16 protein-coding genes, 1 pseudogene and 1 riboswitch are annotated in these 17,801 nt (G+C 37.2%); of the genes and pseudogenes, 16 read left to right on the top strand and 1 reads right to left on the bottom strand.

Features of this window, described 5'->3' with window-relative positions; translation table 11 throughout:
• The first annotated feature begins 24 nt into the window (after nt 1-24).
• From M5A78_RS09380 to M5A78_RS09435, 12 genes and pseudogenes are all read left to right on the top strand, one after another.
• The gene (locus tag M5A78_RS09380; RefSeq protein ID WP_248735010.1) at nt 25-1,362 is read left to right on the top strand and encodes an APC family permease; all 1,338 of its coding nucleotides are present in this window, start codon (nt 25-27) and stop codon (nt 1,360-1,362) included.
• A gap of 260 nt (nt 1,363-1,622) precedes the next feature.
• Nucleotides 1,623-2,207 carry a TetR family transcriptional regulator gene (locus tag M5A78_RS09385; RefSeq protein WP_248735011.1) on the top strand — a complete coding sequence of 195 codons (585 nt, stop codon included), beginning with the start codon at nt 1,623-1,625 and terminating at the stop codon, nt 2,205-2,207.
• A 98-nt stretch (nt 2,208-2,305) separates the two neighbouring features.
• Nucleotides 2,306-2,449, top strand: a pseudogene (locus M5A78_RS09390) (SMR family transporter); the annotation flags it as partial.
• Nucleotides 2,450-2,505: 56 nt separating this feature from the next.
• Nucleotides 2,506-3,273 carry a MurR/RpiR family transcriptional regulator gene (locus tag M5A78_RS09395; RefSeq protein WP_248735012.1) on the top strand — a complete coding sequence of 256 codons (768 nt, stop codon included), beginning with the start codon at nt 2,506-2,508 and terminating at the stop codon, nt 3,271-3,273.
• Between the two features lie 317 nt (nt 3,274-3,590).
• Nucleotides 3,591-4,997, top strand: a complete 1,407-nt coding sequence (locus M5A78_RS09400) for an APC family permease (RefSeq protein WP_248735013.1) — start codon at nt 3,591-3,593, stop codon at nt 4,995-4,997.
• Nucleotides 4,981-6,111, top strand: a complete 1,131-nt coding sequence (gene aguA, locus M5A78_RS09405) for an agmatine deiminase (protein ID WP_248735014.1) — start codon at nt 4,981-4,983, stop codon at nt 6,109-6,111. The genes M5A78_RS09400 and aguA overlap by 17 nt, the downstream gene beginning before the upstream one ends.
• Before the next feature lie 110 nt (nt 6,112-6,221).
• Nucleotides 6,222-7,184, top strand: a complete 963-nt coding sequence (gene arcC / locus M5A78_RS09410; protein WP_248735015.1) for a carbamate kinase — start codon at nt 6,222-6,224, stop codon at nt 7,182-7,184.
• Nucleotides 7,185-7,402: 218 nt separating this feature from the next.
• Entirely contained in the window at nt 7,403-8,443 is a 1,041-nt protein-coding gene (ptcA, locus tag M5A78_RS09415; RefSeq protein ID WP_248735016.1) for a putrescine carbamoyltransferase, read from the top strand.
• A gap of 114 nt (nt 8,444-8,557) precedes the next feature.
• Nucleotides 8,558-9,418 (top strand): polyamine aminopropyltransferase, encoded by an 861-nt coding sequence (gene speE, locus M5A78_RS09420; RefSeq protein WP_248735017.1) that lies wholly within the window; start codon nt 8,558-8,560, stop codon nt 9,416-9,418.
• Nucleotides 9,399-11,033, top strand: coding sequence for a M20/M25/M40 family metallo-hydrolase (locus M5A78_RS09425; RefSeq protein WP_248735018.1), 1,635 nt, complete (start codon nt 9,399-9,401; stop codon nt 11,031-11,033). The genes speE and M5A78_RS09425 overlap by 20 nt, the downstream gene beginning before the upstream one ends.
• 358 nt (nt 11,034-11,391) lie before the next feature.
• A riboswitch (PreQ1 riboswitch) is annotated at nt 11,392-11,438 on the top strand.
• Between the two features lie 130 nt (nt 11,439-11,568).
• Nucleotides 11,569-12,069, top strand: coding sequence for a preQ(1) synthase (gene queF, locus M5A78_RS09430; protein WP_248735019.1), 501 nt, complete (start codon nt 11,569-11,571; stop codon nt 12,067-12,069).
• A 16-nt stretch (nt 12,070-12,085) separates the two neighbouring features.
• Nucleotides 12,086-12,718, top strand: a complete 633-nt coding sequence (locus M5A78_RS09435) for a queuosine precursor transporter (RefSeq protein ID WP_248735020.1) — start codon at nt 12,086-12,088, stop codon at nt 12,716-12,718.
• 308 nt (nt 12,719-13,026) lie between these two features.
• On the opposite strand, the gene M5A78_RS09440 is transcribed toward M5A78_RS09435, so the two are convergent.
• Entirely contained in the window at nt 13,027-13,995 is a 969-nt protein-coding gene (locus M5A78_RS09440; protein ID WP_319942270.1) for a GDP-mannose 4,6-dehydratase, read from the bottom strand.
• Between the two features lie 382 nt (nt 13,996-14,377).
• On the opposite strand from M5A78_RS09440, the gene M5A78_RS09445 reads away from it, so the two are divergent.
• From M5A78_RS09445 to M5A78_RS09460, 4 genes are all read left to right on the top strand, one after another.
• Complete coding sequence (locus tag M5A78_RS09445; protein WP_248735021.1) at nt 14,378-15,466, top strand: CotS family spore coat protein; 1,089 nt, start codon at nt 14,378-14,380, stop codon at nt 15,464-15,466.
• Between the two features lie 6 nt (nt 15,467-15,472).
• On the top strand, nt 15,473-16,864 hold the full coding sequence (locus M5A78_RS09450) for a glycosyltransferase family 4 protein (protein ID WP_248735022.1): 1,392 nt from the start codon (nt 15,473-15,475) through the stop codon (nt 16,862-16,864).
• Nucleotides 16,865-17,120: 256 nt separating this feature from the next.
• Nucleotides 17,121-17,336 (top strand): hypothetical protein, encoded by a 216-nt coding sequence (locus M5A78_RS09455; RefSeq protein WP_248735023.1) that lies wholly within the window; start codon nt 17,121-17,123, stop codon nt 17,334-17,336.
• A gap of 24 nt (nt 17,337-17,360) precedes the next feature.
• Nucleotides 17,361-17,690, top strand: a complete 330-nt coding sequence (locus M5A78_RS09460) for a spore coat protein (protein ID WP_248735024.1) — start codon at nt 17,361-17,363, stop codon at nt 17,688-17,690.
• Nucleotides 17,691-17,801 lie beyond the last annotated feature (111 nt).

Consider the following 17,801-nt stretch of genomic DNA (forward strand, 5'->3'; position numbering starts at 1 on the left):
TTTTATTATGAAAAGAGTGCTATTATGAATGAAACGAATCAGCTTCAGCGAAGGTTAAAATTAAGGCATGTTGTAGCAATTGGAATTGCGTATATGTCGCCATTTGCAGTGTTTGATACTTTTGGAATTGCCTCAAAGGTATCTTCAGGGCATGTACCTGCTGCCTATATAGTTGTTTTTATTGCTATTCTTTTTACCGCTATGAGCTATGGAAAGCTAGTAAAAAAATATCCTACTGCAGGATCAGTTTACACGTATACAAAAAATATTTTGAATCCATATTTAGGAATTATTGTTGGATGGCTCACTTTCATTGCGTATCTAGCTTTGCCAATGGTTAATGCCTTACTAGCCAAAATATACCTTTCATCTGTATTACCTGAAGTTCCTGGTTGGATATGGATTGTGGGGCTTATAGTTGTGATTAGTATATTAAATATCTTTGGTGTTGAGCTTGCAGCATCATTGAATATGATAGTTGTGTCATTTCAGTTTATTGTTGTGGTACTCTTCATTTACCTTAATGTTCGTTCAATTTTGAAAGGACATGAACATTTTATTAATCTAAATGAGCTATTTCCTTCTGGTATGGAATTTTTTAGTATTTTTCCAGGAGCTGCACTACTCGCGTTATCCTTTATCGGATTTGATGCAATAACTACACTTTCTGAAGAAACGATTGAGCCGAAAAAAACAATTCCTAAGGCTATTATTATAGTTTGCTCAATAGGAGGGATCTTTTTCTTCACGGTTACATACTTCATGCAATCTCTTTTTCCTGATGTATCTGTGTTTCATAATATCGAAGGTGCCTCCCCACAGATTGCGTACACAATTGGAGGTAATTTATTCTTATCTATATTCACTGCGGGAGCCTTATTCTCGGTATTTGCTTCTGGTTTGGCAGCACAAGTAAGTGCCTCCAGAATGTTATATGCTATGGGAAGAGATAATGTACTGCCCAATCGGTTCTTTGGATATCTGCATCCTAAATTTAATTCGCCAGTACCCAATATTCTATTTATTGGGCTACTAGCTCTTTCAGCACTTTTCTTAGATTTAACTTTGGCAACGTCACTTATTGATGTCGGTGCCTTTACTGCCTTTTCCTTTGTGAACATATGTGTAATTACAAATTACTTTCGATCAAAAAAGCCTCGTTCATTTGGATTTACCTTTGGTAATTTGATAGGCCCTCTAATTGGTCTATGCTTTATTATATATCTATGGAGCAACCTTAATTTCGAGTCGATTTTATTTGGGTTTATTTGGGGCTTGCTTGGTGTGTTGTATTTGATAATATCCACAGGCTTTTTTAAAAAAGAACCACCAAAAATCGATTTTGAAGAGCTTGAATTGTAAAGTGACCTAAGTGGTAAAAATGAAAATTAATAAATTCATTTGAAAAGAGAAAGTATTCTTTAGTTGATTAGAATACTTCCTCTTTGTGTATTCTATCTATTCATCTTTACCAAGGACCTTATAATGAATCGGATAACATAAACATACATTTATAGCATTGATTAATTGCGAAAATTAGAAAAAGAGCATTCTTTGACATTTCTTTCAAGCTGCAATAAAATGAATGATAGTCATTCATTTCAGAAAGAGGTGATTATCGTATGGAGAGCAAGCATGACGGGAAATATAATAAAATTTTGAATGCCGCTATTGAAGTTATTTCTGAAAAAGGGCTTGATAAGACCTCGATTTCAGATATCGTAAAAAGGGCTGGAGTTGCACAAGGAACTTTTTATTTATACTTCTCCTCAAAAAAGGCTTTAATACCAGCTATTGCAGATAATCTTCTCACTATTACTCTAGAAGGAATTAAGGAAAAGATTCAGGGGAAAGAAAACTTTTGGAACGTTTTAGAAATTGTGATTGATGAAACCTTTAATATTACAGATGAATACAAAGACGTTATTGTCCTCTGTTATTCCGGCCTTGCTATCGATTACTCATTGGAAAAATGGGAAGCGATCTACCAAACTTATTATTATTGGCTCGAGGAAATAATAACGAATGCCATTAACAGGAAAGAGATAATTAGTGATATTAATGTGAAATGGACGGCTAGAATCATCATAAGTCTTGTTGAAAATGCAGCTGAACGTTATTTCATCAGCTATGAGCAAGATGATGCACAAGAAGTATATAAGACTGAACTATTTAACTTCTTAAAAAGATCGTTATTTAAAACATAAACAAGCTATTGGATAGTATCCAATACTTTTTGTTTACCTTCATAATGACTGACATTCATTCAATTTAAAAGGTATGTAAAATGATAAATAACAAAAAAGCGATCTGGACGGGCATTGGTTCAGCGGGAAGTGTATTAATTGGCATGCTTTTTTTCAAAAAATCAAAAGATAGTAAAAGAATTCTATTTATTAGTGGAATAGTCATCAGTATAATAGGCCTTAAATTTGTTTCAGGATACTAAATAACTCTAACTTCGCTAAGTGAAAACTTTAACGATTGGTTTTGGAAGGTGAAAGAATGGATTTTTTTGAGATAACTTCAAAACATATTAATACGCTGAACAATAGCGAAAAGGAACTTTATAACTATATCATTCGAAATATGGAAGAAGTAAAGCGAAGCACGATACGTGAACTCGCTGCAAAATGTTATGTATCCCCGGCGACGATAATTCGTTTCCTAAGAAAAATTGGCTTTTCCGGCTACAGTGATTTTAATGCCATTATTAAATATACGAATTTAAATATTGAAGAAAATACAAATCCGTTTGTTGTTTCACAGGAAAAATATCGAATTGAGTATTTAAAAAACATATATGAATCTGTTCGTGTGCTTGATGAGGAGAAAGTGGATAAAATTATTGAGCTCTTAAAGGAAAAACCAAGAATCGTCGTTATGGCTCGTGGATTAAACAAAAGTGTCGGCCATTATTTTGAATATATTTTTTCAGGTCTTGGTTTTGAAGTAGTCTTCCCAGAGGATCACTTTTTTCGCAAAATGTTGTTAAATGGAATTCGGAACTCCGACCTTGTTTTCTTTTTAACGTATGGGGGAGAAGATGCAGAATTGATCAGGGATATAGAACAGTTAAACATTAAATCGAAAGCGACTGTTGTATCCATCACATCAGCAAATAATAATCCTGTACAAAACATGAGCCATATTAATCTGTATGTGTTTGCAGATTATATCCAGTTTAACGAAATAGATATGACATCAAGAATCTCGATGATTAGTATTATTGAATTAATTGCCTATAAATATATGGAAAAAATAATAGAATAAGGATTATTCTAAACGTTTACTTCAAAAAGAGGCCTCCAAACTATGAAAAACATAGTTTGGAGGCCTCTTTTTGTTGTGTTGTAAAACATGTTTCATCGTTTGAAACATGTTTTACAAGCACATGAATTATCTGCCTTTTTACAGGGAAATGTTTCATGTTTTGGAACATTTTTTAATAATATCGCCCCGGAATCTAAACGCTTAAAAGCTATTTCCATAGTAAATGTTCAGCATTAGTATAGGGGTGTAAACATTACTGCAGAAATGTTCGCAAAAATCATATTTGTAAAAAATGAAGTTCATATGGAGTGTTTACGATGGAAAGTAAAAAAAAGCTTCGTTTATTTGACTCAGTACTTATGGCTGTAACAGTTGTTCTTGTGGCAGAATCTGTCGCCCCAGCTGCAGCTGTTGGACCATCACAATTTTTCTGGTGGATACTGCTATTGCTTGGCTTCTTCTTGCCATATGGTTTGGTTTCAGCAGAGCTTGGAACGACCTATGACGATGAAGGCGGGATCTATGATTGGGTGAAACGTGCTTTTGGCCCAAGAAATGGCGGTAGGGTCGCTTGGTATTATTGGATCAACTATCCACTATGGATGGGATCCCTTGCAGTACTCATCCCAACTACGATAACACAAATTTCTGGTTTTAAATTCGGGTCAGTTAGTTCCATTGTAATCCCAATAGTTTTTATTTGGCTGGTAACGGGAGTCAGCTTATTCCGAATTAGTGACAGCAAATGGATTCTAAATTTAGCAGCTATTTTTAAAGTGTTTATTATGGTCAGTCTTGGTGCAATTGGTATTTATTTTGCAGTAACAAAAGGTTTAGCAAACACTTTCACCATTAAAACGATGATGCCTTCGCTTGACATTACGAGTCTTTCGTTCCTGTCAGTTATTATCTTTAATTTCCTTGGTTTTGAGGTAGTAGCATCGATGTCAGGTGAAATGAATAATCCACAAAAAGACATACCGAAAGCGCTTATAATGGGCGGAATATTGATTGCTGTGTTTTACTTGCTAGCCGCATTTGGAATTGGTGTAGCCGTTCCATTTGACCAGCTAACGACTGATAGCGGCTTGATCGATAGTTTCTCGATATTAGTGGGCCCTGCTGGAGCATGGTTTGTAACAATTATCGGATTGATGTTCATCTTCACGTTGGCAGCAAATCTGATTTCTTGGGCATACGGAGTAAATTATGTAGCACTCTATGCCAGTGAAAACAACAGTTTACCTAAGATTTTTAAATGGAAAAGTGATAAGACAGACATGCCGATTGGTGCTCCATTACTAAATGGAATGCTAGCCTCCATTCTAGTATTGCTTATTCCAGTTATGAATTATTTCGGTTTAGAGGATATTTTCTGGAGCTTCTTTGCATTAAACTTAGTCACTTTGCTTGCATCTTATATCTTTATGTTCCCAGCTTTCCTAAAACTGCGGAAAATTGATCCTGATCGGGAACGTCCATTCAAGGTAAAGGCGACAGGTTTTTTATTGAAGATTATTACCTATGTACCACTTGTTTTATTAGTTTCTTCCGTCATTTTCACGATAGTACCACTTGATTTTAGTGAAGAAGAAGTGATGTTCAAACTGCCATTACTTATAGGTACGATTATCGCGGTTGTTGCTGGAGAATTACTCATTCATAGAAGTCTGAAGCAAAAAAGAAATGATAAAGGAGATATTCACGATGAAAACATTGCATAGTAATCCTAAAAATGACGGATATCGGATGCCAGGTGAATTTGAGCACCATGATGGATGCTGGATGATTTGGCCGGAACGGACTGATAATTGGCGCTTCGGCGGAAAGCCAGCCCAACATGCATTTGTGGAAGTTGCAAAAGCAATTTCTGACTTTGAACCAGTGACTATGGTTGCCAGCCGGGTACAGTATGATACCGCCCGCAACATGTTGCCTGGAAATATTCGTGTTGTCGAAATGTCTACCGACGATGCTTGGATGCGCGACGTTGGTCCAACATTTGTCGTAAATGATGAAACTTGTGATGTGCGTGGCGTAGACTGGGCATTTAATTCTTGGGGCGGCCTTGTCGATGGACTTTATTTCCCTTGGGATGCTGATGATAGTGTTGCACAAAAGGTTTGCGATCTTGAGGGCAAAGACAGATATCGATTAAAAAACTTTGTACTTGAAGGCGGATCCGTTCATGTTGATGGTGAAGGTACATTGATTGTAACGGAAGAATGCCTGCTCAGTGAGGGGCGTAATCCGAATTTATCCAAACAAGATATCGAGAACATTTTAAAAGATTATTTAAATGTTGAAAAAGTTATTTGGCTAAAGCGCGGGATTTATCTAGATGAAACAAACGGTCACGTTGATAATATTTTAAACTATGTACGGCCAGGTGAAGTGGTTTTAGCTTGGACAGATGATAAAACGGATCCACAATATAAAATTTCCAAAGAATGTTATGACATTTTAACAAGTGAAACAGATGCGAAGGGGCGTAAAATTAAAATTCATAAATTGTTTGTCCCATCACCAGTATTGATTACAAAAGAAGAAAGCGAAGGTGTAGATAGTGTAGACGGAACGCTGCCTCGTGTCGAGGGTGACCGATTAGCTGCTTCTTACGCAAACTACTACACTGCAAACGGAGGCGTAATTATCCCTCTATTTAACGATCCAAATGATGAAAAAGCATTAGAATTGTTCAGAGAATTATATCCAGATCGTAAAGTAGTAGGGGTTTATGCAAGAGAAATCCTGCTTGGCGGCGGAAATATCCATTGTATTACCCAGCAGCAGCCTTCTGGTGTCCCGGCAGGAAAAACGTTAGAGCTGATAGGCTAAAAATTTTGTCGGGTTTCAAGTTCATTTTCATTGCTTGTAAAAACTATTAAATAGAAATCAAAAACTTCCTGACAACAACTATTAAGAATGACAGAAAGAGGTAATCGAATATGTCAAGAATTGTCATTGCTCTCGGAGGAAATGCACTTGGAAATACACCTGCTGAGCAAATACGATGTATTGATGAAGCTGCTCATGCTCTAGTAAGTCTGATTAAAGACGGTCATGAGATTATTATTAGTCATGGAAATGGCCCGCAAGTAGGTATAATTCAGCTGGCATTTGAAAAAGCTTCAAAGATTGAGGGGAAAATTCCACAAATGGATCTTCCAGAATGTTCGGCAATGAGCCAAGGGTATATCGGCTTCCATCTGCAAAATGGAATCAAGAAAGAATTAAGAAAACAAGGTATGCCTTGGCAAGTTGGAACAATTGTAACACAGGTTGTCGTGGATGGAAATGACCCTGCATTTTCAAACCCAACAAAGCCGATAGGCGGTTATTATGATGAAGCAACTGCGAACATCTTAATGGAGAACCACCCTGGTGAAGTTTATGCAGAGGATGCTGGCAGAGGATGGCGCAAAATGGTAGCTTCACCAAAACCGGTTGATATTGTTGAACGTGATTCCATTGTAAGTCTTGTGGATCAAGAGTTTGTTGTCATTGCATGCGGCGGTGGCGGAATACCGGTGGTTGTCGATGATAATGGCGATTATCAAAGTGTAGCAGCTGTTATCGATAAAGATTTTGCTTCTGCTAAATTAGCGGAGCTTGTCAATGCAGATTATTTGTTTATCCTAACTGCAGTTGATAGAGTAGCGGTCAACTGGGGCAAGCCGAATCAGGCTGAGTTAACAGAAATTACAACTAAACAAGCTCTTGATTATTGCAGTGAGGGTCATTTTGCACCTGGAAGTATGCTTCCTAAAGTACAGGCTGCTATTCAATTTGCCCAAAGTGGTAAAGGTAAAAAAGCAGTTATTGCTTCTTTAGAAAAAGCCTCATTAGCAATTAAGGGTGAAACAGGAACCTTGATTACTGACGAATTGCCAACTATATCTGTTAGATAGCCTTTTGTGCGCTGCTCTTAAAGGGGGTGTTGGTAATAGTTAAGGGCTTACTTCTGCAAAGCTGACAATAACTAAATGATTAAAAAACAAAATAATTAACATTTTTATTAACAGGATCAATTAATCAAAAATAAAAATTGAAATCCTGTCAAATAGCCAATCCACCCATTTAATGACAAAGCTATAACTAATTCTCAATACTTAAGGAGGAAATGACAATGACTGTAAGAAACTTTATTGACACAAATGATTTTACTAAGAAAGAACTAATGGATATAGTTAACATATCTCTTTCTATTAAAAAATGTATTAAAGCTGGCAATTATCCACAACTTCTTAAAAACAAAACATTAGGAATGATTTTTCAACAATCTTCAACAAGAACACGTGTATCATTTGAAACAGCTATGGAACAGCTTGGTGGACATGCACAATATTTAGCTCCAGGTCAAATTCAACTTGGTGGACATGAAACAATTGAAGATACAAGCCGTGTTCTTTCAAGATTAGTAGATATTTTGATGGCTCGTGTAGACAGACATAAATCAGTGGTAGATTTAGCTAATAATTCAACAATCCCTGTTATCAATGCCATGTCTGATTACAACCATCCAACTCAAGAAATTGGCGATATTATTACCATGATCGAGCACCTTCCAGCAGGTAAAAAAATGGAGGATTGCAAAGTAGTATTTGTCGGAGATGCTACTCAAGTTTGTGCATCACTTGGATTTATTACTACTAAAATGGGGATGAACTTTGTCCAATTTGGACCAAAAGGTTATCAGTTGAAAGAAAACCATATTAAGATTTTAGAAGAAAACTGCAAAGTTTCAGGCGGTAGCTTCTTCATCACAGATAATGCTGATGAAGCTTTAAAGGATGCAGATTTTATCTACACTGATGTATGGTATGGTCTATACGATGCTGAATTATCTGAAGAAGAAAGATTGGCGATCTTCTATCCAAAATACCAGGTTACGATGGATCTAGCCAAAAAGGCTAAACCTAGTGTTAAATTTATGCACTGCTTACCTGCATCTCGTGGTGAAGAAGTAACTAATGAAGTGATTGATTCCGAATTTTCTCTTGTATTTGATGAAGCAGAAAACAGACTTACAGCCATGCGTGGACTGCTCGTCTATTTCTTAGGCTTAAATAAGCCAGATGCTATTAAAGTTGCAGAAGTTAAAGCTGAATTAGATAAGGTATTAGGTGAAGTTTTCGAATCAGCTAAAGAATTAGTCGGAACTTATTAAACCTCTAAAAAACCTAGATGTTGAATAAATAAGAAAAAGCTGTCCCATAGGGTCTTTACTTTAAGATCTAAAATGGGTCAGCTTTTGAGCTTTTACAAAAAAGGAGTGGTTTAGGTGGAATTATGGTATTCACAACTGCAAACCGATAACATTAAATTTTCAATTAAAGTAAAAGAGCATTTATACACGGGAAAAAGCCCTTACCAGCAAATCGATATTTTTGATAGCGAAGAAATGGGGATATTTCTGATTATTGATGGCATTGTTATGCTAACATCGAAGGACGAATTCATCTATCATGATATGATTGTCCACGTTCCATTGGCAACAAACCCTGCGATTAAAAAAGCACTTGTTATCGGAGGTGGTGATGGCGGAACAGTTCGTGAATTAACACGCTATTCATCAATTGAAAAAATAGATATGGTCGAAATTGATGAGATGGTAGTGGCGGCAGCAAAGAAATTCCTACCTTTAACTGCAGGCAGGTTAGACGACCCAAGGGTTTCTCTATATTTTGAAGATGGTGCCGAATTTTTACGGAATACGAAAGAGAAATATGACTTGATTATTGTTGATTCTACTGACCCGATAGGCCCGGGGGAAGGGTTGTTCACAAATGAATTTTACCAGAACTGTTACAATGCCTTAACAGACGATGGGATTCTAGTGAATCAATGTGAAAGTCCTTTTTATGAAAAAAATGCGAAGGAAATGCGCCGTGCGATATCAAAAATCAACAGGCTGTTTCCAATTTCCGAAGTTTATCAATATCATATGCCTACTTATCCTTCCGGTCATTGGCTGTTTGGATTTGCATCAAAGAAATTCCATCCGCTTCATGACTTCCGACCAGAAAAATGGACGGAATTGGGCATTGAGACAAAATATTATAATACAGATGTTCATCGCGGTGCGTTCATGTTACCAACCTATGTAAGGGAGCAGATTAGTCGTGTCGAGAAGTCTGAATAATTCACCCGAATCAATCTATCAAACATTGTTGAAATTTTGCCAAGTGAAAAGTGTGACCGATTCAGAAGGGGAAAAAGAAGCACCACGATTCTTATATGAAGAGCTAAAGAAACTACCGTATTACCAAGAAAATCCTAGTGATTTATTTATTCAGCCAATCCAAGAGGATCGGCTCGGACGCTCCAATCTTTGTGCATGGGTCAAGGCAAAGAATAAAACGAAGAAAACCATCATCTTAATGGGTCATTTTGATGTCGTGGATACTGATGTGTGCGGGAATTTAAGTGAAGAAGCATTCGATCCGGAAGTATACACAAAGTTGATCGCGGATGAAGTTATTTCGGAGGAGGCAAGACAGGACCTGGAATCTGGAGACTGGATTTTCGGACGGGGAACTGCCGATATGAAATCAGGCTTAATTATCCAGGCGGCCGTACTTGCCGAGTTTTCAAAGAATACCGCAGCCCTGGATGCAAATCTTCTTTATCTGGCTGTGGCGGATGAAGAAAATAATGCCTGCGGAATTCATGAAGCCATCCGTTATTTGGGTGAATTAAAGAAAGACGGCTATGAATTCATTTGCTGTATTGACAGCGAGCCCAGCATCACTCAAGAAAATAAAGATCATGGCTGGATCCATCTCGGTACTGTCGGTATGTATACTCCTTTTACCTTCATTCTTGGTAAGGAGACACATGTCGGGGAATATTTTGAAGGAATTCCAGCGTCGTTAATTGCCTTTAAGCTCGGAGGAATACTTGAGGGAAATGGCCAATTTGCAGATACATTTATGGGTGTGACCTATCCGCCGCTTACGTGCTTGAAGGTCTATGACCTGAAGCCGACATATTCTGTAACCGTTATTGAACGGATTGCCATGTATTACAATTGCTTATTTATTTCCAAGACTCCTGATGAAGTTTTGGAGTTGATGAAGGATGCTGCTAAGAAGGCATTGGATGTAGCATTGGATGACTATAGTAAAAATTGGTCAGAGCAGCATACCCATACCGAAAAGAAAGAGTTTATACCTCAGGTTATTGAATATGTAGAATTGGTAAAAATGGCAGAGCAGTCAACAGGACTCTCGACAGAGGAAATTACGGAGGAGTTTCTTCGTAGTCTGCCGCAGGAACTAGAGCTGCAGGACAGGGGCATGAAGCTAGTTAATCATTTTATTGATGTAACTGGTTTAAAGGGGCCTACAGTAATTGTTGGATTTTTGCCGCCATTCTGTCCATCGGGCTTCAACGAAAGAAAGACAGTCGAAGAGCTTAAGATAATTGAATGTGCAAATCGATTGGTAAAATTAGCTAAAGAACAGTATGACATGTCAGTTTCTATTGGAGAAATTTACGAGGGTATCTCCGACTTAAGTGAATTTGCCTTTAAAGGAACGAAGAAGGATATCGATACCTTGTCTAATAATTTTGCCGGCTGGGGAACTGATTTCGTTTATCCGTTTGAACAGTCTAAGTTTCTCAATATTCCAATTGTCAATATTGGTCCTATCGGGAAGGATGCTCATAAAAAGACCGAGCGTCTTTATTTGCCATATGCACTTGAAGTTTTACCACAACTTTTAAAGGATATGATTCATAGTCTTGTGAAATAGTTTTTTTTCAGCATATTATGATCCTATTAGAATGAAGGAAGAACTCCTTTTATATGATCAAGCCAGTTTCCCGGTATGACTGGGAGATATTGTCCAATAGAGTTCTTCTATAAGACAGTTCCCTGGTATGCCTGGGAGATATTGTCCTATAGAGTTGTTCTATAAGCCAGTTTTCCGGTATGACAGGGAGATATTGTCCTATAGAGCTGTTCTATAAGACAGTTTCCCCATGGGAAATTGACCTGAAAACTCCATTCATGTTTTGGAAAAATAAAATATGCATGTAAATTATATTTATTTCCATTTGACGTTTTGCTAGGTATTCTATATCATATGAGGATGAGATACCCGTACTTGAACGGGAGAGGTTCATAGCTGATACCCTCTATAAAAAACTATGGATACATGACAATATGCCATGTCCATACCGGACGTGGCTTTTTTATGTTTTAATCCTTATAGTTGCAATATAGAATGGTGGAGCAGATCTCTCTTTTAAAAAGTGTTGGGATACATTTTAGAAGGGGGTTTTTTTATGTCTGGAAGAAGCCATGAAGAGGGATTAAAGGATTTAACGTTATTGGGGAATCAACATACACAATATTCTTTCGATTATTCACCTGAGGTATTGGAGGCCGTAGATAATCTTCACTCGAATCGTGATTATTTCGTGAAGTTTAATTGTCCGGAGTTCACTAGTTTATGCCCACTGACGCATCAGCCTGATTTTGCAACGATGTACATCTCGTACGTCCCTAATCAAAAAATTGTCGAGAGCAAATCACTGAAGCTATATCTTTTCAGTTTCAGAAACCATGGAGATTTCCATGAGGATTGTGTCAATATTATCATGAACGATTTAATTAAATTACTCGATCCAAGGTATGTTGAGGTTTGGGGGAAATTTACACCACGTGGAGGAATTTCGATTGATCCATGGTGCAATTATGGGAAACCTGGTACGAAGTATGAAGAGATGGCCCATTTTCGTTTGATGAATCATGACCTCTATCCTGAAAAAGTGGATAATCGATAAAGGAAGGAATAAAGCAATGATATTATATTTAAATGGCATATTTGTTGGACTTTTAATATTAGCAAACATTGTGGCAGTTAAGCTTTTTAGCATTGGAAATGGGATTATACTTCCTGCTGCCGTGGTAATTTATATATTTACTTTTCCCATTATAGATGTAATCGTTGAGGTTTATGGGAAAAAAGAAGCACAGAGAACTGTAAAAGCCGGATTGATTATGCAAATTCTTGCCCTTCTTTTCATCACCATTACGATACACTTGCCTGCAGCACCTATATTTAATGATCAGGAGTCGTTCCAGACCATTTTAAACGGGAGTTTTCGGGTTATTATTGCTAGTTTAATTTCATACGCGATAAGTCAAAATTTGGATGTTTTTGTGTTCAATAAATTAAAAACCATCCATGGGCAAAAAAAGCTATGGCTACGTAATAATGCTTCCACCATGCTGAGCCAATTGATAGACACCACCATTTTCATTACGATTGCTTTCTATGGTACGATGCCAATGGCTGTTCTGGTCAGCTTAATTCTAACTCAATATGTCTTTAAATTTTTTGCATCAATGGCGACTACTCCGATTGTCTATTTACTCGTCAACTTAATAAAAAGACAGGAAACAGTTGTTTCAGAACAAAAAGAGGCTTAAATAAAGTTCATTTGGAAGACGAAACTCCCTAGATTTTAGAAGATTGTTTTTATCAATTTGATGAGGAAAATTTAGCCGGTATCAGGATAAAAGAGAGCAAAAAATCCCTTGAGAATGAACAATATTCTTAAGGGATTTTTTTTATGAATAAGTGAATAAAGAAAATCTATTTGTTGAACAAGAGAATTTGTCGTGAAAAATCATAGGTGTCAAAGTTGCCGCTCCTATAGGTTGCTACAATTGTAAAAATGACAAGTGGCCTTTTAAGCAACAGGTTGTCCCAATCAAAATAAACGAATATAGGATGTTTACGGAAGTTTTTTGTACGCTTTAAACCACTTGGTAAACTTGTTGATTCCCTCTTCAATCGTCGTCGTTGGTGTATAGTTAATATCGTTTGCTAATTCTTCGATATCTGCAAAGGTTTCCAAAACCTCGCCAGGCTGTAATGGTAGTAATTTCAACACCGCTTTTTTATCTAGATGCTTTTCTAGCAATTGGATAAAATTATTTAATTCAACAGGTTGATGATTACCTATGTTATAGATTTTATGAAACGAAACTGCTTCAGAAGGTGGCCCTTTTTTTATTAAACGAAATACGGATTCTATTACATCATCAATATAAGTAAAGTCCCTTTTCATCTTTCCATAGTTATATACCTCAATTGGCTGGTGGTTAATAATGGCATTTGAAAATTTAATCGCGGCCATATCAGGTCTGCCCCAAGGGCCATAAACAGTAAAAAATCTCAATCCGGTTGTGGGTAGTTTATATATATGACTATACGTATAAGCCATTAATTCATTGGCTTTTTTAGTAGCGGCATATAAACTAATCGGCTGATCAACACGGTCAGTAACAGAAGATGGGGCTTTTTTATTATTTCCATAGACTGAACTCGATGAGGCGTAAATGAGGTGTTTGATTGGCTGTTTTTTACAGCATTCTAAAATATTAGCAAAGCCAACAAGATTGGATTGAATATACGATTGGGGATTCTTAAAACTGTATCTTACACCTGGTTGAGCTGCTAAATTAACGACAATGTCGATATCATTTTGTTCAAAGAGACTTTCCAATAACTCAAGGTTTTCTAGAGATCCTCTTACGAAACTAAAATTCTGATGCCTCTTTAAAATACCTAACCTATCTAATTTTAAGCTCGTGTCATAATAATCATTAATATTATCAATGCCTAGCACTTGGATGCCTTCCTCTAATAAACGCTGAGAAAGATGAAATCCAATGAAGCCCGCACAACCGGTTACAAATATACGACCAGCAATGTTATTAATCTTCTATCCCTCCTTACCTTTCCATCGTTGAAATATGATATGTAATAAGAAACAAGAAAGTTCGGACAAACAGTTATAAACGGGCGGTTCTGCAATTCTTAAAAGAAAGTAAAGGGCGCTAAGGAGAGCTTCTACCAAAAAAATAAGCGCTTCTTAAAAATCATAAGGAGAAATTATCCAATACAAGCATGATGCCTGGCTTTATGATTCAGAATCCGCAATTGACCCCTCACCATACTTGGACAAATTCATATTATTTAATGAGGTCTAAAAAATGTGAAATATGTATTTTTAAAAGCATTTCACTCTAATTTAGAAATGTTGAGTTTATGGAGTGCTCAAAATTTGTAGGAGGGATATATTGGATAATTTTGCGATTGTACCATGGGATGTGAATGAACTTACTCATGAATTTTTTATTCCGGATTATATTAATACGCTAGCTGTTGAGGTTTTAAAACATTACAGTTTTCAAGTTAGAAGCATGCAGGTGGTAACAACGAAGCCAGATAAAGGTGGGGCCATATGGAAACTTGAAACGGATTCAGGACCAAAAAGTTTAAAGCTGTTACATCGTAGACCAACCAGAAGTATGTTTAGCCTCAGGGCTCAAAAATACTTAGTCGAAGTTCAGAGAGCAAGAGTACCAGCTATCGTCAAAACGAAGAGTGGAGAGGAGTACATTGAAGCAGGCGGAAAATTATGGTTTGTTGCCGAATGGATTGAACCATTGGCACCGGTAACAAAGGATTTGGCAGGAGCAAAACAGCTATGTTACGCGCTTGGGGAATTTCACGAGTTAAGCAAAGGGTATATACCACCCCGTCAAGCTGAAGTTGCTTCAAGATTGACCAAATGGCCAAAAAGCTACGGGAAAATGGTCAGGAAAATGGATTGGTTCCGAAACATTGCTATAGCTTATAAGGAGATGCCTGCAAGTCAATCTATATTGAGTGTGGTCGATAGATTTCAAGATCAGGCTAGAAAAAGCCTAGTCGATCTTAATCAATCAAGTTATTTATCGTTGGTAGAAAAAGGGAATACGAGTTGGGGGCTGGTACATCAGGACTATGGTTGGTCAAACGGCCAAATGGGACCAAACGGTATGTGGATTATTGACCTAGATGGTGTCGCCTACGACCTTCCAATTCGTGATTTAAGGAAACTAATTTCGGGTACGATGGCCGATTTATATCATTGGGATGTGACATGGGTACGAGAAATGATAAGAGCTTACCATGAGGCAAGTCCACTAACTCCTGAACTCTATGAGCTATTAATGATCGATTTCTCCCTTCCTAATGAATTTTATAAAAATATTAAAGAAGTCGTATATGAGCCGGAACTATTTTTAAATGAAGTGACAACACAATTAATTCAAACGATCGTCGACACCGATCAATCAAAATGGCCTACGTTAAACGAAATTCAAAATGACTGGAGGAAGTAAAAAAATATGAAAATATTAATGGTATGTACAGAAAAACTACCTGTCCCTCCAGTATTAGGTGGAGCTATCCAAACTTATATTTCTGGTACTCTCCCCCACTTAAGTAAATTTCATGATATTACTGTTTTGGGGATTAGTGATCCATCTCTTCCTGATAAAGAAGTAAAAGAGGGCATCAAATATGTTCGAGTAACAGGGAAGGTATTAGAACTATATCGAGAAGAGGTTGTCCGATTTGTTGAAGCCAATCAATTTGATCTTATCCACATTTTTAATCGTCCACGACTTGTTATGCCAATCAGAAGTGTAGCACCACAATCAAAAATTACCTTAAGCATGCACAATGATATGTTCAATATAGAAAAAATTAATCCTGTCGAAGCTAATGCAGCGCTAGAAGAAGTCTCCAATATTGTAACAGTCAGTGATTATGTTGGAAATGTCATTCGAACTCTTTATCCGGAAACATCATCAAAAATCCGCACCATCTACTCTGGTGTAGATACCGAGCGTTTTTTGCCTGGAGACCATCCAAAAATGCGCCACATACGAAATGCCAATCGAAAACAACACGGGCTAGAGAATAAAACGGTCATATTATTTGCCGGAAGGCTTTCGGTAAACAAAGGAGTAGATAGGCTAATTCGAGCATTACCCCAGCTATCAGCTAAATTCAAAGATTTAGCTTTAGTAGTTGTCGGAAGTAAATGGTTTAGTCAAAATGACGTAACGGATTATGTGGCATATACTAGGGCATTAGCAAAAAGACAGCCAATACCAGTTGTGGCAACAGGTTTTGTATCGCCAGCTGAAATTCAGAACTGGTTTGCAACGGCAGATTTATTTGTCTGTACTTCCCTTTGGCAAGAACCTCTAGCACGTGTTCATTATGAAGCGATGGCAGCGGGACTTCCCATCGTTACAACGGCAAGGGGAGGAAATGCGGAAGTTATTAGACAAAGAGAGAACGGACTTGTGGTTGATAACCCGGAAGATCCAAGCTGTTTTGCAGAAAAAATTACAGAAATATTATCGGATAAGTCACTGATGAAAAGAATGGGGGTAAAAGGAAGAGAATTTGCCGTCACGAAATATGAGTGGAAAAGAGTAGCGGATGAGATTTTGGAAGTTTGGAAGCAAGCCATTGAAATCCCCCACACTAATATACCTGAAAAAGAGAAAAATGAAATAGAAACTAAAGTGGAAATGGACAAAAGAGGACCTAGGCTAGAAAATCAGGGCTCAAAAGAAGTAGTTGCAACGAATAAACAGCGTGATAAGGAAAAACAACTTAAAAAGGTAGAAACCTATAAAAAGGTAGAAACCTATAAAAAGGTAGAAATCTATAAAAAGGTAGAAACCCATAAAAAGGAAGAAGACCATAAAAAGGAAACATAGAGTGATTAGGGCTAACACCATGATAAGAATAGAAATCGGTATTATGGTCATAAATAAACTTACTACCTACGACCAAAATGGTGTAGTCTATAGAAATTTGATTAGAAAACCTTACAGAATCCCTTGAGAATGAATGTATTCTCAAGGGATTCTGTCTACAGGCTTAATTAAGAGTATCTCGAACAAATTTCGTAAGAATTCGTGAGTAAATTCACTCAATATGGAAAAAGTAAGGATGATAAAAAGGAGGGATACGATGATGCAGCCAATAACTGCGAAAGAGCTTGAGTACATTACGGATTCAATGTCAAATGAGGATTTATTAATTAAACAGACCGTTGTTGCCTTGTCCCATACGCAAAACCCTGCTATCCAACAATTGTTTCAACAATTCACACCACAGCATAAACAGCATTATCAACAATTGTTAACGACCTTACAACAGCATGCTCCACTTGCACCAAAGCAATAGTAAAGAGAGAAGGAGGATATTTTTATGAATCAACAGACACCTGTGCTTCAAGATCAAGACATCGTTTATACTTTTTTAGCGGATTTAAAACGAACTGCAAGGGAATATACCACGGCGGTTACTGAATCGAATTGTCCGGCGGTCCGGCAGATGTTTGAGCAACTTCTGCAAAGTACATTAAAGCTTCAGGATCAGACATATCAATTAATGGCACAACATGGTTGGTATAATACCTCATCACCCGCTGTCAATCAGGAGATTACCAAGCAAATGCAAACCTATCAGCAAACACAAATGCAAACAAATCAATTGATCCAGCAAAATCTCAATTTTGGTCAGCCTACGTCTGGATAAAAGAAAGAAAAATGGGGTGCCTGACTCTCAGTGCGTTAATGTGCTACTGCAAGCTGTGAGTCAAAGGAAGCGTTAACGGACAAGTCAATGTCCTTGACGCTTCTTTTATTT

Origin of the sequence: Neobacillus rhizosphaerae (assembly GCF_937468385.1) — a bacterium.
Lineage (GTDB): Bacteria > Bacillota > Bacilli > Bacillales > Cytobacillaceae > Neobacillus > Neobacillus rhizosphaerae.

Bases quoted from the DNA above. Each gene is read 5' to 3' on its own strand.
- ptcA (WP_248735016.1), top strand. From the start codon at position 7,403: ATGACTGTAAGAAACTTTATTGACACAAATGATTTTACTAAGAAAGAA.
- M5A78_RS09450 (WP_248735022.1), top strand. From the start codon at position 15,473: ATGAAAATATTAATGGTATGTACAGAAAAACTACCTGTCCCTCCAGTA.
- M5A78_RS09460 (WP_248735024.1), top strand. From the start codon at position 17,361: ATGAATCAACAGACACCTGTGCTTCAAGATCAAGACATCGTTTATACT.
- M5A78_RS09395 (WP_248735012.1), top strand. From the start codon at position 2,506: ATGGATTTTTTTGAGATAACTTCAAAACATATTAATACGCTGAACAAT.
- queF (WP_248735019.1), top strand. From the start codon at position 11,569: ATGTCTGGAAGAAGCCATGAAGAGGGATTAAAGGATTTAACGTTATTG.
- M5A78_RS09380 (WP_248735010.1), top strand. From the start codon at position 25: ATGAATGAAACGAATCAGCTTCAGCGAAGGTTAAAATTAAGGCATGTT.
- M5A78_RS09400 (WP_248735013.1), top strand. From the start codon at position 3,591: ATGGAAAGTAAAAAAAAGCTTCGTTTATTTGACTCAGTACTTATGGCT.
- M5A78_RS09385 (WP_248735011.1), top strand. From the start codon at position 1,623: ATGGAGAGCAAGCATGACGGGAAATATAATAAAATTTTGAATGCCGCT.
- arcC (WP_248735015.1), top strand. From the start codon at position 6,222: ATGTCAAGAATTGTCATTGCTCTCGGAGGAAATGCACTTGGAAATACA.
- M5A78_RS09435 (WP_248735020.1), top strand. From the start codon at position 12,086: ATGATATTATATTTAAATGGCATATTTGTTGGACTTTTAATATTAGCA.
- aguA (WP_248735014.1), top strand. From the start codon at position 4,981: ATGAAAACATTGCATAGTAATCCTAAAAATGACGGATATCGGATGCCA.
- M5A78_RS09455 (WP_248735023.1), top strand. From the start codon at position 17,121: ATGATGCAGCCAATAACTGCGAAAGAGCTTGAGTACATTACGGATTCA.